Source organism: Streptomyces sp. MMG1533 (assembly GCF_001279775.1).
GTDB lineage: Bacteria > Actinomycetota > Actinomycetes > Streptomycetales > Streptomycetaceae > Streptomyces.
Map to the genome: position 1 here is coordinate 52,668 of NZ_LGDG01000241.1, position 14,026 is coordinate 66,693.

At 70.5% G+C, this 14,026-nt stretch carries 15 protein-coding genes; 4 read left to right on the forward strand and 11 right to left on the reverse strand.

Annotation, left to right across the window (positions count from 1 at the left end; genetic code table 11):
• Positions 1–174 precede the first annotated feature (174 nt).
• Positions 175–1,155, reverse strand: coding sequence for a LuxR C-terminal-related transcriptional regulator (locus tag ADK57_RS51555; protein ID WP_078973461.1), 981 nt, complete (start codon positions 1,153–1,155; stop codon positions 175–177).
• Between the two features lie 182 nt (positions 1,156–1,337).
• Here ADK57_RS51555 and ADK57_RS32375 point away from each other — a divergent pair, with 182 nt between their 5' ends.
• The 4 genes from ADK57_RS32375 to ADK57_RS32385 all read left to right on the forward strand — a co-directional run bounded on the left by ADK57_RS32375 (position 1,338) and on the right by ADK57_RS32385 (position 5,882).
• Positions 1,338–3,686 carry an ATP-binding protein gene (locus ADK57_RS32375; protein ID WP_078973462.1) on the forward strand — a complete coding sequence of 783 codons (2,349 nt, stop codon included), beginning with the start codon at positions 1,338–1,340 and terminating at the stop codon, positions 3,684–3,686.
• Between the two features lie 147 nt (positions 3,687–3,833).
• Positions 3,834–5,090 carry an NAD(P)/FAD-dependent oxidoreductase gene (locus ADK57_RS32380; RefSeq protein ID WP_053753200.1) on the forward strand — a complete coding sequence of 419 codons (1,257 nt, stop codon included), beginning with the start codon at positions 3,834–3,836 and terminating at the stop codon, positions 5,088–5,090.
• A gap of 97 nt (positions 5,091–5,187) precedes the next feature.
• A complete protein-coding gene (locus ADK57_RS50165; RefSeq protein ID WP_159050185.1) occupies positions 5,188–5,352 on the forward strand; it encodes a hypothetical protein in 165 nt (54 codons plus the stop codon).
• Positions 5,353–5,354: 2 nt separating this feature from the next.
• Positions 5,355–5,882 (forward strand): gamma carbonic anhydrase family protein, encoded by a 528-nt coding sequence (locus tag ADK57_RS32385; RefSeq protein WP_053753201.1) that lies wholly within the window; start codon positions 5,355–5,357, stop codon positions 5,880–5,882.
• Positions 5,883–6,100: 218 nt separating this feature from the next.
• Here the strand turns inward: ADK57_RS32385 and ADK57_RS32390 are convergent, their stop codons facing one another.
• From ADK57_RS32390 to ADK57_RS32425, 10 genes are all read right to left on the reverse strand, one after another.
• Positions 6,101–6,778, reverse strand: coding sequence for a nitroreductase (locus ADK57_RS32390; RefSeq protein WP_053753202.1), 678 nt, complete (start codon positions 6,776–6,778; stop codon positions 6,101–6,103).
• 796 nt (positions 6,779–7,574) lie between these two features.
• Positions 7,575–7,964, reverse strand: a complete 390-nt coding sequence (locus ADK57_RS32400) for a MaoC/PaaZ C-terminal domain-containing protein (protein ID WP_078973464.1) — start codon at positions 7,962–7,964, stop codon at positions 7,575–7,577.
• A 220-nt stretch (positions 7,965–8,184) separates the two neighbouring features.
• Positions 8,185–8,322 carry a hypothetical protein gene (locus ADK57_RS50170; RefSeq protein WP_159050186.1) on the reverse strand — a complete coding sequence of 46 codons (138 nt, stop codon included), beginning with the start codon at positions 8,320–8,322 and terminating at the stop codon, positions 8,185–8,187.
• Between the two features lie 12 nt (positions 8,323–8,334).
• Positions 8,335–8,457 carry a carotenoid oxygenase family protein gene (locus ADK57_RS51560; RefSeq protein ID WP_234390477.1) on the reverse strand — a complete coding sequence of 41 codons (123 nt, stop codon included), beginning with the start codon at positions 8,455–8,457 and terminating at the stop codon, positions 8,335–8,337.
• Positions 8,448–8,819: a hypothetical protein gene (locus ADK57_RS32405; protein WP_053753204.1), complete on the reverse strand. Its 372-nt coding sequence runs from the start codon at positions 8,817–8,819 to the stop codon at positions 8,448–8,450. The genes ADK57_RS51560 and ADK57_RS32405 overlap by 10 nt, the downstream gene beginning before the upstream one ends.
• A gap of 27 nt (positions 8,820–8,846) precedes the next feature.
• Positions 8,847–8,969, reverse strand: a complete 123-nt coding sequence (locus ADK57_RS52070; RefSeq protein WP_267890791.1) for a hypothetical protein — start codon at positions 8,967–8,969, stop codon at positions 8,847–8,849.
• Positions 8,970–9,009: 40 nt separating this feature from the next.
• Positions 9,010–10,143: an LCP family protein gene (locus tag ADK57_RS32410; RefSeq protein WP_053753205.1), complete on the reverse strand. Its 1,134-nt coding sequence runs from the start codon at positions 10,141–10,143 to the stop codon at positions 9,010–9,012.
• Positions 10,140–10,874, reverse strand: coding sequence for a hypothetical protein (locus tag ADK57_RS32415; RefSeq protein ID WP_053753206.1), 735 nt, complete (start codon positions 10,872–10,874; stop codon positions 10,140–10,142). The genes ADK57_RS32410 and ADK57_RS32415 overlap by 4 nt, the downstream gene beginning before the upstream one ends.
• Positions 10,875–10,995: 121 nt before the next feature.
• Positions 10,996–12,690 carry a rhamnogalacturonan lyase B N-terminal domain-containing protein gene (locus ADK57_RS32420; RefSeq protein ID WP_053753207.1) on the reverse strand — a complete coding sequence of 565 codons (1,695 nt, stop codon included), beginning with the start codon at positions 12,688–12,690 and terminating at the stop codon, positions 10,996–10,998.
• Between the two features lie 91 nt (positions 12,691–12,781).
• A complete protein-coding gene (locus ADK57_RS32425) occupies positions 12,782–13,768 on the reverse strand; it encodes an RsiV family protein (RefSeq protein ID WP_159050188.1) in 987 nt (328 codons plus the stop codon).
• Positions 13,769–14,026: the final 258 nt, after the last annotated feature.

Below are 14,026 nucleotides of genomic sequence, written 5' to 3' on the forward strand. Positions count from 1 at the left end.
GGGCCGGCGGCACCGGAGGGCCGGCAGCATCGGAGGGCCGGGAGAGGCGCCAGGGGAAGGCGCATGGGCGTCGTACGGGCTGTCGACGGTGCGCCCAGTATTCGCGGCGTGGATCAGCGGCGGCATCCTCCGGAAGGGAGATCTGCCTCGCCCGAACGGGACAGGCCGGGCGACTCAGCGAGGAGCCGCCTCCTGGAACCACCGGGACACGGCCTCGGCGCGGTTGGCGGCCCCGAGCTTGCGCAGGATGTTCTTGACGTGCGACTTCACCGTGCCCTCGGAGATCACGAGGCGGCGCGCGATCTTCGCGTTGGTGTCCCCGCCGGCGAGGAGCCGCAGCACGTCCACCTCGCGGGGAGTCAGTGAGCCGCCGGGGGTCTTCGCCGTCGGTGGGTCGACGATCCTGAGCGGGGCTGGGGCGTGGTGGCCCGCCTCCGGTGACTCGGCCGGCGGTTCGCTCTCGTGGGCCAGACAGGCCTGGACGGAGTCCGTGAGAGTCCGGGACAGTCCGTGCACCCTGCGCTGCAGGCGTTCCAGGCGATTTCTGGTCTCCGCGAGTTCCGACAGGCAGGCGAAGTGCACGGCGAAGAGCGCCAGGATGTCGCGGTCGAGTTCGTCGACCTCGGGCCCCGGTGGCAGGCGGTCCGCGTGCAGCATGCCGACGACTCGACCCTGGGACACGACCGGTGCCGTGACGAACGCTCTCGTGCCGGTCGCGGTGGCCAGCCAGTGAGGCACGCCGGGACGGCCCTGTACATCGGTGACGAGGGAGGACGTACCGCAGCGGACGACCTCCGCGCTGACCGGCCGCGGCACGACACGCCACTCGCGGCCGGAGACGACCTGCCCGACGGCGCGGGTCCGGTCCGGCTCGCGGGAGGTGTGGAACCGCTCGACCACGCATCTCGACCCCTCCAGCCGCGACACCATCGCGCGGTCGAACCCGAGGGAGCACAGGGAACGGGTGGCGAGTTCGGCGAGTCGGTGCGGGTCGGTCACATCCCGCAGCTCGGCGATGCTCCCCAAGACCTGTTGGACGACGAAGGACGCGTCGTCCGGCCGACGCGGGCCGACCCGCCGGCCGACGACCCCCCGGGGGGTGTCCGGACCAGAAGCGGCAGCGCGCGGGGCCGGCTCGCCAGCTCTCGGGCTCATGAGATCCTCCACATCGTTGTGACGGCCCCCTCACTGTGTTCCGGGCGGCTGCCGGTCGCCGAGGGGAGAATTCCCGCTCTCCTACCTGGACGTCACCGTCCGGGTGGTGGGCAGAATGCACATGCATGCCGACAGCCGGTCCTGTCCGGGCCTGGCTGGAACGCTCGACGAGGAGAACGCGCATGGGCCACGGGCATCGCTCCGTCGTCACCCCGGACCCCGCTACGGTCCTCCCGGTGCGCGAGCTCCCCACGGCCCTCACCCGTCTCCATGGCCGCAGGGCCGAGGCCGCGGACATCAAGAGGAAGCTCGGCGAGTCGCGCCTGGTGACCCTCACCGGCTTCGGAGGCGTGGGCAAGACCCGGATCGCGCTGCACGTGGCCCACGAGCTCCGGCGGAGCTTCCCCGGCGGCGTCGGCTGGGCGGAACTCGCGGACCTCCGGGAGCCGGCTCTGCTGGCCCAGACGGTGGAGGACGCGCTGGGCATCCCGGAGCAGCCGGGGCGCGACCCGGTATCGGTGCTCGTCGAGCACGTCCGCGACCGTCGCATGCTGATCGTGCTCGACAACTGCGAACAGCTGCTGGACGGGGTCGGTCGCCTGGCCCGGCAACTGCTCGCGGCCGCGCCGGGCCTGCGCATCCTCGCCACCAGTCGGCAGTCGCTCGGGGTCCCGGGCGAGACCCTGCTGCCGGTTCCACCGCTGCCGGTCCCTGTCGAAGGCACCCCACTCGAATCGGGTTCCGCCATCGGCTGCCCGTCCGTCGCCCTCTTCGTCGAGCGTGCCGCCGACCTGTCACCGGGGTTCCGGATCACGCCCGAGAACCAGGAGGCGGTGGCGGAACTCTGCCGGAAACTGGAGGGCATCCCGCTGGCGATCGAGCTCGCCGCCGCCGAGGTACGCGTCCTGTCGGTCCCGGAGCTCGTCCGGCGGCTCGATCCGCGTCTCCAACTGCTGCGGCACGGCGCGCGCACCCTGCCGCGCCGCCACCGCACCCTGCAGGCGACCCTCGACTGGAGCCACGAGCTGTGCACGCCCGGAGAGCGCCTGCTGTGGGCCCGGGCCTCGGTCTTCGCCGGCTGGTTCCCCCTCCAGGGGGCGGAGGCCGTCTGCGGCGACGACCGGCTCCCCCGCGAGGAGGTGTTCGAAGCGATGGCTGGACTGGTCGACAAGTCCGTCCTCGTACGGACCGAGACGCACGGTGAGATCCGGTTCCGGCTTCTGGAACCCCTGCGCGAGTACGGCCACGCCGAGCTTCGCCGTACCGGCGACCACGGCCTGTTCAGGGACCGCCATCTGGTGTGGGTCCGTGAGGTGTCGGACCTCGCGTGCGCACAGTGGTTCGGGCCGTCCCAGGAGCAGTGGTGTGTCGCTCTGCGGCTCGGGCGCGCCGATCTGCGCGCCGCCGTCGAGTACGCGCTGAGCCGGCCGGACCGTACACAGGACGCTCTGAGTCTGGTCGGCGACCCCTGGTTCCTGTGGGTGGCACTGTTCCTGCGAGAGGGACGGCACTGGCTCGAACGGGTGCTGGCGGCCGCGCCGCAGCCGGGTCCGCGGCGCGCGAAGGCGCTGGCCACACTCGGCTTCGTCGCGGCCAGCCAGGGCGACACCGCCGCCGCGGCCGCGTACGCCGAGGAGTGCCTGTCGCTGTCGGCCACCGCCGGCCCCGCCGAGGTCCTGGCCTATGGGACTCAGGTCCTCGGGTATACGACGTCCTTGCGCACCCCCGAACAGGCACGCGCAGTCTTCGAGCGCGCGCTCGCCCTGTACGAATCGGCGCACGCGTACCCCGACTTCGCCGTCTGCGCACGCGTCAAGCTGGGTCTGTCCCTGGCCCTCCGGGGAGAGACGGACGCCGCCGCCGAGCATCTGCTGTACTGCCGGGACCTGTGCGAGCGCGCCGGCGAGCAGTGGCTCCATTCCTACGCCCTGGCGGGGCTCGCGCTCGTGCACGAGCGCCGGGGTGACCTCGACGGGGCCGTCGCCCTCGTGCGCCGGGCGATCCGCACGAAGCGGGTGTTCCAGGACACTCTCGGCCTGGCCATGTGCCTGGACCTGCTCGCCTGGATCAAGACCGAGACGGGAGCCCCGAAGGAGGCCGCACTGCTGCTCGGCGGCGCGTCGCGGCTGTGGGAGTCCTTCGGCGCTCGGCTGTTCGGAGCGGAACACTGGCTTGTCCGGCGGACGGACGCCGAGGAGCGCGGCCGCCGTGCCATCGGCAGCCGGGCCTGGACCACGGCGTTCGACCGAGGCGCCGAGATGCCCAGGGAACAACTGCTCGCCGTCGCCCTGGAGGAGGAACAACCGCAGCGGCCGGAGCAGCCGAGCGGGGCCCTGACCCGCAGAGAGCAGCAGGTCGCCGAGCTCGTGGCCGACGGCATGTCCAACAGGGAGATCGCGGAGCGTCTCGTCATAGCCCAGCGCACGGCCGAAGGACACGTCGAGAAGATCCTGACCAAACTGGGCTTCCGCTCACGCAGCCAGATCGCGGCGTGGATCGTCGAGCACGGTTCCTCAGCCCGGCTCGGTTGAGCCGTATCTCCCGAACGAGGGAGACGGTCACCTCCGGCGCGTGATTCGGCGGACGGGTCCCCGCATCTACCGTAAAGCCGCATGGCGAGGCGTCGCGGCCGCACGCGACGGCCAGCGCGAGGAACCCCGGATCAGAGGCTTGGTGACGTGAACGAACATGCCGTGCACACCCAACTCCCCCACCGAGTCGCCGTGGTGGGCGCCGGTCACGCCGGGGCGAACATGGCCGCCCTGTTGCGCCAGCGCGGGTACACCGGACAGGTCGTCCTCATCGGTGAGGAGAAGGAACCGCCTTATCAGCGACCTCCGTTGTCCAAGGAATACCTGAAGACGTCGCTGCCGGCCTCGGAACTCCTCATCAAACCCGAGGAGTTCTGGACGGACCAGGACATCGACACCCGCCTGGGTGTGGTCGTCGAGACGATCCGCCCGGATGACAACGAGGTCGTGCTGGACGGCGGTGAGCGCATCGCCTACGACACCCTCGTACTGGCCACCGGTGCCGTGCCCAGGGAGTTGGAGATCCCGGGTGCGGCCCTGGGCGGCGTCCATGTGCTGCGGACGCGGGGCGACGCGGACGCGCTGGGGGCCGGGCTCGGTCCGGGGCGCCGACTCGTGGTGGTCGGCGGTGGGTATGTGGGGCTGGAGGTCGCGGCATCGGCGCGCCACCTCAGCTCCGAGGTCGACGTACTGGAGCGTGAGGAGCGGCTGCTGTCCCGGGTGGCCGGTGCCCAGCTCGCCGAGTTCCTCCTCGCGTACCACGAGCGCCGGGGCGTCGGCGTCCACACCGGAGTGAACGTCGCCCGCTTCGAGGACCGGGGGGACGGTACCGTCGGCGCCGTCGTACTGGCGGACGGCCGCACCTTCCCGTGCGATGCCGTGCTCGTCGGCGTCGGAGCCGTGCCGTGCGACGAACTCGCCCGCGCCGCCGGTCTGCGGTGTGAGGGCGGGATCGTGGTCGACGATCGCGCGCGGACCAGCCATCCCCAGGTGTACGCGGTCGGCGACGCCACACGCCGACGGCTCCCCCTCTACGAGGGAACCTTCCGGCTGGAGAGCATTCCCAGCGCCACGGAGCAGGCCCGGCAGGCGGTGGCGGCCATCATGTGCCTGTCGGCGCCGCCCGCCGAGGTCCCCTGGTTCTGGTCGGACCAGTTCGACGCGAAGATAAAGATCGCCGGACTCGTCGCGCAGGCGGACCGGTCCGTCCGGCGCGGCTCGCCCTCGGCCGGCGGCTTCGCGGTCTTCCACTTCAGCGGGCGGAGGGTGGTGGCCGTCGAGTCGGTCAACGCCGCTGCCGAGTTCATGGCGGGCAAGAAGCTCATCGCCCGGCGGGCCGAGACCGACCCGGAGCGTCTGGCGGACCCCACCGTTCCTTTGCGGGAACTGGTGGGGCGGGGCTGATCGCGAAGCCACGCGCACGTTGTTCCGCCTGTTCACAGGGTTGTGTGTCACGGGGGCGAATCATGACTCGGGAAACCGACAGAGAAGGGGTGTAAGCATGGCCGGAGAGTCGATGACCACGGCAGGCGCCGCGGTCGGGGAACGTGCGTTCCGGCCGGACGCACGAACGGACCGCCTCGGCAGCCGCGGCCACCGGACCGAGAGCGGACAGCACCGCCGGTTCGTCGCCGTCCTGCGCGACCTCGTCGCCCGGCGGCCGTAGCCATGCCTCTCTACACGCTCGGCGGGTCGTCACCGGTCGTCCATCCGGACGCGTTCGTCGCGCCCACCGCCGTCCTGATCGGCGATGTCGTCGTGGAGGCGGGCGCATCGGTCTGGTACAACGCGGTGCTCCGGGCCGATTACTCGCGTATCACCGTGCGCCAGGGAGCCAACGTCCAGGACGGCTCGGTACTGCACGGGTCACCCGACCTGCCCACGGAGGTGGGGCCGGGGGCAACTGTCGGCCACCTGTGCGTGGTGCACGGCGCGGTCATAGGCGAGGAGGCACTGATCGGGAACGGCAGTACCGTACTCGACGGCGCCCGCATCGGCGCGCGCTCCCTGGTCGCTGCCCATTCGCTGGTGCAGGCGGGGGCGGATTTCCCCCCGGAGACTCTCGTGGCCGGGACCCCGGCAGAGACCAAGATGTCCATCCTGGGGACCACCGCCGAACAATGGGTGCGGATCACCCCCGGCGCATACCGTGAACTGGCCCGCAGACATGCCGTGGAGCTCAAGACGGTCGAGTAGCCGTTCGCCGTTGAGCCGGGCGGGTAACCCGCCCGGCTCAACGGCGATGCACTGGATGAGACGATCGGCCTTCGTGGCGATGGAACACACCGGCCACCTGTTTGCCCAGCGGCAGGTTCGCCGGCAAGAGCAATGAGATCCCGTCCTTCGGCCCGCTGCTCAAGAGCGTGGGCCCAACCAACGATCTTGTGCCTTTCGCGCCCGACACGGGCGGGCCGTCAGTCGCTCCAGCCTTGGAACGTGGCCACCTCGGCGAAGGGCGCGCGCTCGGAGCGCCAGTTGTTCGCCGGGTGGTCGGGGTCCTCGTACCCGATGGCCATGCCGCAGAAGAGCATCAGTTCCTCCGGCGGCTGGATGATCTCGGCCACGGTGCGATGGTGGATGGACCAGGCTTCCTGCGGGCAGCAGGCCAGTCCTTCGGCCGTGAGCAGCAACATCACGGTTTGCAGGTACATACCGAGATCGGACCACTGGGCCGCCCCCATCTGCCGGTCGACGTAGCAGAACAGGCCGACCGGGGCGCCGAAGAGCTGGTAGTTCCGGGCGAACTGCCGTTGTCGGCCCGCCTTGTCCTCGCGGGGCACGGCGAGGGCCGAGTACAGCTGCTCGCCCAAAGCGAAGCGGCGGTCCCGGTACGGCGAGGTGAGACCGGGCGGGTAGATCGGGTACTCGGGCTCGTCGGGGGCCGGACCGGTGGCGAGGCGCTCGGCCATCAGGTTCTTCAGCTGGTCCAGCACGCTTCCGGTCAGCAGGTACGGACGCCACGGCTGGAGGTTGCCGCCGGAGGGGGCACGGCACGCCGTGTCGAGGACGCGTTCCAAAGTCGCACGCGATACCGGGGTGTCGAGAAAACCCCGAATCGATCGGCGTTTCATCACTGCTTCGCGCACGTCCATCAGATGTCCTCCAGCGCAGGCCGCCCCCTATGGGCCGCATGTCGGTGGGCCACGCTAGCCGGGCCCCGGATCGCTCTGCCGCCCCCGTTCCGAGGGCCGGAATCCCTGGTGCAGGCTGCGCGGCCGACCGCGGTGAGCCAGTCTTGATGTCGCACGTTCACGAAGTCGGCCCACTCCCGAGGCTGCCGTCTCCAGCACCCAGCCCCGGGCGGCGGCGCGAAGCCGAGCCGGGACGCGCTGCTCGTCGCGGCCGCGGCCGATCTCGTGCAACGGGGGCCGGTATCCAGGTCGGATCGGGCAGCGGAGGACCTGCGCGCGCAGTCTGGCGGTTGCCGGGCACTTCGCCGAGCACCGGGTCGTCGGAGGGAAAAGGTCGTCAGCGACGGCAACAGTCAAGACCCGCTTGGTCAACTGCTGCAGCAGCCCACCCTGCCCCGTCAGCTGCAGCCCCTCCGACCGGGCCCGCTCCACCAGCATCGCGACCAGTTGCTCGTCGGACACGGACGCAGGCTGCCCAGGATGGGCACTCTCCACAGGCTCCACGGTCTCCAACTCCGCGGCGGCATCAGTCACTTGACGTCTCTCCCGTGATCGTCGGATCCGCCGTTGGATTTACACTCCGCCCAGTTCGACCGGTTCCGTCGGCAGGCCCAGTTCGGGCACGAGACGACCATGAACGACGGTGGGTGGTGTGTTCCTCCAGGACCTGTGGTTCCTCCGGGTCGAAGGCGTTGGGCGAAGGCGAGCTGGTGATCGTGCGGGCCCGCGCATCGGCGGAGCAGGGCTCTCTGAGGTGTCAGGCCGCGCCGTCTGCTCTCCCGCCCGGCGGGCGGTGTTCCCAGCGCGTTCCTCCCTGGAGCTCCAGGACGGGGGCGCCGGAGTCGTTGGTGAGGGCGCCCCGACTGCGGACGACGGCGGCGACGTTGTCGCGGGGGCGTACCTCCACGATCTCCATCGTGCCGCGCAGCACGTCCCCGGGCCGGACCGGCGCCCGCATGCGCAGGGAACTGATCTCCCGGCCGGCGATGACGGCGGCGCGGGAGAAGACCGCGTCCACCAGGAGCCGTTGCAGGACCGCCAGGGTGTGGAAACCGCTGGCTATGAGGCCCACGAAACGACTCCTTGCCGCCGCGTCCTCGTCCGTGTGCAGCGGCAGCGGGTCGAAGCGACGGCCGAAATCGAGGATCTCCTCCTGGAGACCTTGGCGCTGCCCAGGTCGAACACGGCCCCGGGTGAAGGTCCTCGGCGTACAGCCGCACGACGCTCACCGCCGGTCCGACGCCCACGCCGGCCCTCCCGGGCTTTGGCATGGGCTGAACCGGTGGATGTGCCTGCCGAGTCGCATGCGGTTCTCCGTTCATCTCATCCTGCTGGGGTGGTCGTTGACGATGGTTTGTGCTCGCCGGCTACGAGGCGACGGTGGTGATCTCCGCGGTGTCCAGCCAGGTGGCGTGGACCCCCGAACGGCGCGCGCTGTGGCAGATGCAGCCGGGCCGGTTCGGTCGTGGTCTGGACGTCGAGAGTTCGGCGAGGTGGGTGTCCATGAGGGTCGAGGATTAGCCGTCGTCCTCGCTGCTCGCTGGGGGTTTGGGGACGAACATAGCCTCGCCACCGTACTTGTCGCCGCAGTCGAGGTAACCGAGTTCCTTCTCCTCGACGAGGCCATACTTCAGGACCATTTATCCTGCCCGAGGGCCGGCCCCCAGAGGGAGACCACCGGGGCCAGGTCGGCCACGGCGGAAAAGGCGAGTTGATTCTGGGTGTGCGTCTCCATGTAGACGAAGACGAAGTAGAAGGCTGCGGCCTGGAGCGCGATGCAGCCGATCACTTGGAGGCTCTGCCGCCAACTGGTCCGCAGAGCCACCAGGATCAGTGCCTCGCCGAGTCTGCCGGATTCCCGCAGCTCTTCGAACTCGGGGGTTCGCGCAGCTTGAGCCGTAGGTAGAGGCCGGTCAGGACCAGGGGACCGGCGATGGGGAAGGGGCGCGCCAGAGGTGCACAGCAGGTCGGTGATCAGGTAGCCGCTGAGGACGAAGAACACGTCGACGCCGAGAGGAGCGCCGGGCAGTCAGGAGGGGTCGACGTGGCATATGGCGACGAGCACGACGGCCGTCGTCCGGACGCCGTCGAGCCCGTGCAGGTAGGACGAAGGGCGGGCGGGGGCGAGTTCATGGATGGCGGGGCGCCTCATCACGAGGGGCCTGCCGTTCCGCACGGGGTCCTGGTGTCGTTCACGACTGTCCACCCTTCTCGCTCCGGGCGGGCAACGGCCGGTCCGCGCTCAGTGCCTGCCACACGGCGTTTGCCTGCGGTTCCTGGGGGACGACCCGGTTGGGGTCCTGCGGGGCCGGAGCGACCGGCAGGGTGCGGAACTCGACCCGGTCCGCGTCCAGGCCGTCGAGGGAACGGGCGAAGGAGGTCAGCGCCGACAGCGAGCCGAGTCCCTTGTCCGTGGTGATGGCACTGGTGAGGTCGTCGAGGAGCCGGTACAACTGCACGGGATCCGTCAGCAGGTCGGCGGAGCGTATCTGGGTGATCAGGGCTTTCATGAAGATCTGCTGGAGCTTGATGCGGCCGAGGTCGCTGCCGTCGCCGATGCCGTGCCGGGTCCGTACGAGGCCGAGGGCCTGCTCGCCGTTCAGGAGGTGCGTTCCCTTGGACAGACGGGCGTGACTGTAGGGGTCGCGGATGTCCTGCGGGACGTTCACGCGTACGCCGCCGAGCGTGCCGACCAGCTTCTTGAAGCCGGTGAAGTCGATCTCCACGACGTGGTCCATCCGCAGCCCGGACAGCCGCTCGACCGTGGCGACCGTGCAGGTCATGCCTCCGATTTCGTAGGCGGAGTTGAACATGACCGCCCGCGCGGCCGACGCGGCTCCGGACTTCGTGGGGCAGGCCGGCCGGTCGACCAGGGTGTCCCGGGGAATGCTGATCACCGAGGCGTCCCTGCGGCCGTCGGCTATGTGGACGACCATGGCCGTGTCGGAGCGGGCGCTGCCTTCGTCGCGGCCGTACTCACGGTTGGATCCCGACCGCGAATCCGACCCGAGCAGCAGCACGTTCACCGCTCCGGGCGCCTTCCGCTCCGGCCGGACGTCGGCGTTCAGCTGCCCGTCGACGTCCTGGGAAGCAATGTTGTCGTTCAGATCCTGGTAGGCGAAGGCCGCGCCAACCCCCAGGAGCGCCAGAAAGATGGTCGCCATCACCATGAGCCGATGTGCCCGGCGGCGCGCCTGGCGGCGTGACGGACGCCGCGAGACCTGCGGAGGGGTCCGGGCATCCGCGGCCTGCCGCCGACGGCGACGGCCTGTGGGCCCTCTGGAGGGCCGGCGTGGCTCACCAACCGGAAGGAATGGGTCGGTCATACGCCACTCCATCCGACAGCCTGAACCACCTGGACAGGGGCGAGCAGCAGCGGGAGCAGGCACTCGGCCAGGCCGGACTTCCAGGAAGTGGGAGCACCGACTGTCTTGTTGCTCTCGTCGTCCGGGGCCTTCGCCTTGCCGTCCAGCCAGAGCTTGCTGACGCAGTGGGCAAGCCGGCCCTTGAACAGCGACTGCCACCGGCCGACGGTGCTGTCCTTGGGCTGGGTGAGGGTGCCGCCGTTCGGGGCGCGTAGCGTGGGGCCGAGGTCGGAGCCGTGCGCGGTGAAGGCGGAACGGGCGGGCGCCTTGCCGCGGCGTTCCATGACGATCAGTGGCAGTGAGGGCGAGCGCGTGTCGTCCCGGCCGATGCGGATCAGCTCCGTGATGTCGAACAGCCGCGCGTCCAACGTACCGGCGGCCGGCAGGCGTTCGGCATCGGCGGGAATCAGGCTGATGTGCGGGGTCCCGGCACGGGCTGTACGCACGATACGGACGTCCATGCCCTGACGGCCCTCGCCGGGCAGTACGGACGCGGCGGGAGCCGCGCCGCCCGGCCGGGGGCGCGGGGCGACCCGGTCTCCGGTGATGAGGGTGACCGTTCTGGCCGCAGCCTTCCCCGCCTCGGCATGATGCTCCACCGAAGCCGACACCGCCGCCGGGCCGACGCCCTGTGCGACCGGTCCCGGCGCGGCGACCGTGCCAGCCACCACGCCTGGGGGTGCGGGGGTCATCCCCCGCCTGACTGATATGTGCAACGCCTGCTCCTTCGAGACGCGGCGGCCTACACGCCGGGTCGACTGATGGATCGTCAACTAGGTGCTGAAGAGAGGACTTCGGGCCATCGGGGGCCGCTCAGGGCAGGAGTTCGATCACGTCGTACGACACGCCGGCGCTGAGGTAGGCGCCGCCGCCGGAGCCGCTGACGATGTCGAGGGTCACCTCCTGGTAGGAGTCAGGGGACTTGACCCAGGCGCTCGCCGGGACGGCGTAGCGGTAGGTGTGGTTGTTGCCCCGGTAGGAGCCGACGGTCAGGGAGCGGGTCATGGGCTCCTTGGCGGGCGCGGGGAGGGCCGAGACCCAGTCGTTGACCCGGATCCGCGGCCTGCCGTTCGCAAACGCCGTGGTGATGCCGATGTTGAGGGTGTGGCCGGAGGCCAGCTGCTGGGCGGTGAGCTTGAAGCGGATCTTCAGACTGTTGTTGACGTCCGCCCACTGGTAGCAGGGGAAGTCGTCGACCTTCGAGGAGCCCACTGTGTGGGCCGCGCCGGTCCATGGCCTGGCCCGGGCGTCGGAAGGGTGCATGGTGGTCATCAGCGAGGCGTTCTTGAAGCCGCGCGGTGTGCCGCTCCAGTCACCGATCCGCCAGATGGCCGACTTCCTGCTCGGGTCCGCGCCGATCGTCAGGGTGTGGAGCGGGGTCGTCCGCCCGGCGGTGACCGTGACACGTGTGGTGTGCACCGCCAGTTCTTCCTTGTAGACGGTGAGCGTATAGGTGCCGGGCAGCATGTAAGGGGACGTGAAGCGCCCGGTGGCCGGGTCCGCCTCGGTCCAGTACTGCGCCTCGGCGTTGGAGAACCCGACGGTATAGGCGTACGCCGAGTCCCGCCCGGCGATGCCGACCCCCGCGACCCGCCCGCGACCGCTCCGGCCGACCCAGCCGGCCAGGCCCAGGCCGTCGACCCAGGAGGTGTCGATACGGTCGTGGCGCAGCGCGGGCGAGGGCGCCGCGCCGTCTGTGAAGGCCAGCACGTAGGGGCCCTGGAGGCCGAAGCGCATCGGCTCGGTCTGGTTCTCGCCGTAGTAGAGGATCTCGTAGAGGCCGGCGCCGTCCTCGTAGTGGTGGCGCATGAGCGAGCGGTAGAACGGGCCGCCGGACGCCTTCTCGTGGTTGCTGCGCACCATCCACATGCCGACCTTGCCGGTGCTCCATCCGACGTGGTCGTAGTCGATGACACGCTGGTTGGAGTAGTGCTTGGAGCGGGTGGTGCCGTTCGGCTTGCGGCGGACGTCCTGTGCCTCGATCACGGTGTCGGTGCGGGCGTCCCAGGAGTCGGGCAGGTTGTTGGGGAACAGGCCGGGCCTGACGCGGACGATGTAGCGGGTGGCGGTGATGGAGGAGTCCGCCTTGTTCGTCCACATGTAGACGTTGTTCTCGCCGCGACGGGCGGCGTAGTAGTGATGCATCGTGCCGTGCACGACCGTGACCAGGATCGTGCCGCCGGTCTGGCGGATGCTCACGGACGACGTGCCCAGGCCCGTCTCGACGTGCGAGTTCCGGCCGCCGTAGCCCTGGTATTCGGTGCCCTTGTACATGAGCGAGGTCAGGTCGCCGTTGCGGCGGTCGACCTTGAAGACGAGGCCGGCGCCGGTGGTGACCACGTACGTGCGCCCGTCGTCGTGGTATCCGAAGTCCGACGGGGCCGCGTCGGCGCCTGCGACGAGCGGTCCGGCGATCGCGGCGCCCCCGGCGAGGGCGAGGCCGCCGACGGCGGTTTTGCCGAGGACGTTGCGGCGGGTCATCAGGTGTCGGCGGGCGTGCTGAGGCATGGGCGTTCCGTTCGGGTGTTCGGGTGTTCGTGCGTGAGGGGGATCCCGACGCAGCGGGATGGAGGCGTACGAGGGTGAGCGCGTCGTGCGCTCAGAGGGTGGCGGGGAGTCGGCTGAGGGTGACGAGGTGGTGGCCGCGGGCGGTCAGCGCGCGCAGGGTCTGTGGGGCGGTGGGTCCGTCGTCGAAGGTCAGCGCGATGCACTTGACCTTCTTGCAGTCGGTGCGGTCGCCGCCGGAGACGGTGTGGGTGGTGACGGCCGGTGCCGGGGTGTGCTCCGCGCCCAGGTCGAGCGAGCCGGACGGTCGTACGGTCTGGTGCTGGGCGCGCTTGCCGAACGCGGACAGCCAGGGGGTGACCGTTTTGCGGGGGACGGTCACGGTGAGGGCCCCGGCGGCGGGGACGGCCACGTCTCCGCGGTCGAAGGTCACCCGCAGTCCGCCGTCGGTGGTGAAGGCCATGTCGTCCAGGGCGGCGGTGCGGGAGGCCGGGTCGGGGAAGGCGTCGTCGAGGGTGGCGGCGTCCGCGCCCTCACGCCCTTTGAGCCGCGCCTTCAAGGCGTCGAGGAAGGCGTCCCGGGATCCCTCGGCGATGAGCCCGAGGGCCGTGCGGTACGCGCCGGCCTTGCCGTCGTACCAGTACGTCCTGCTCGACAGCCCGGACCCGGCGGCGGTGTAGTCCTGCGTCGTGAGCCGGACGCCGAGGACGCCGCCGGAGGCGACCAGGAAGCGGTGGCTGATGTCGAGCTCGATGCCCTTCCCGCCGTCCTCGCACGCCGTCGAGCGGAAGGTGGCCAGGCGCCGTTCCACGTCCTTCTTCATCGCGGCTGTCATCGCCTCGGCGCCGGGCACGTCGGGGTAGCCGGCCGTGAAGGGGCAGGAGCTGTCCTCGCTGACGATCTGCAGGCCCTTGATCCTCGACGGGGCGACGCCGTGGACACGCGAGGACGCGGTGCTCGATCCGGACCGCGCGCTGACGGTCGCGGTGTCCGGGACAGCGGACGAGCTGGCCGAGTGGCTCACCGTGAGGGAGAGGGCACCGAGCACCATGAGAGTCGGGACCAGAGTGTGAGAGCGCATGGGACCAGAACCTGACTGAGGGGATGCGTGGGACGACGTCGACGGGCGTCGCGGTCGTTCTGATCACCGATCGTTCAGGTGAGAGGCGTTTTTCAGCGACCCACTCGGGCGCACTGAACAATCCAGGCCCTGGATTCCTGTCTCGATTTCGGGCATTTCGGCCACGTGGGAGGAGCTGCGCGCGACGGTCGGGGCCGCTCAGTGGAGCCCCGAGTACGCACGGTGACGCGCTGCCGCCCGTGTGCGGGCGGGAAGACG

Coding starts and splice junctions, on each gene's coding strand:
- ADK57_RS50165 (WP_159050185.1), top strand. CDS start 5,188: ATGGCCGGAGAGTCGATGACCACGGCAGGCGCCGCGGTCGGGGAACGT.
- ADK57_RS32385 (WP_053753201.1), top strand. CDS start 5,355: ATGCCTCTCTACACGCTCGGCGGGTCGTCACCGGTCGTCCATCCGGAC.
- ADK57_RS32410 (WP_053753205.1), bottom strand. CDS start 10,143: ATGACCGACCCATTCCTTCCGGTTGGTGAGCCACGCCGGCCCTCCAGA.
- ADK57_RS32425 (WP_159050188.1), bottom strand. CDS start 13,768: ATGCGCTCTCACACTCTGGTCCCGACTCTCATGGTGCTCGGTGCCCTC.
- ADK57_RS32375 (WP_078973462.1), top strand. CDS start 1,338: ATGGGCCACGGGCATCGCTCCGTCGTCACCCCGGACCCCGCTACGGTC.
- ADK57_RS50170 (WP_159050186.1), bottom strand. CDS start 8,322: ATGGACACCCACCTCGCCGAACTCTCGACGTCCAGACCACGACCGAAC.
- ADK57_RS32390 (WP_053753202.1), bottom strand. CDS start 6,778: ATGGACGTGCGCGAAGCAGTGATGAAACGCCGATCGATTCGGGGTTTT.
- ADK57_RS32415 (WP_053753206.1), bottom strand. CDS start 10,874: ATGACCCCCGCACCCCCAGGCGTGGTGGCTGGCACGGTCGCCGCGCCG.
- ADK57_RS52070 (WP_267890791.1), bottom strand. CDS start 8,969: ATGAGGCGCCCCGCCATCCATGAACTCGCCCCCGCCCGCCCTTCGTCC.
- ADK57_RS51555 (WP_078973461.1), bottom strand. CDS start 1,155: ATGAGCCCGAGAGCTGGCGAGCCGGCCCCGCGCGCTGCCGCTTCTGGT.
- ADK57_RS51560 (WP_234390477.1), bottom strand. CDS start 8,457: ATGGTCCTGAAGTATGGCCTCGTCGAGGAGAAGGAACTCGGTTACCTC.
- ADK57_RS32420 (WP_053753207.1), bottom strand. CDS start 12,690: ATGCCTCAGCACGCCCGCCGACACCTGATGACCCGCCGCAACGTCCTC.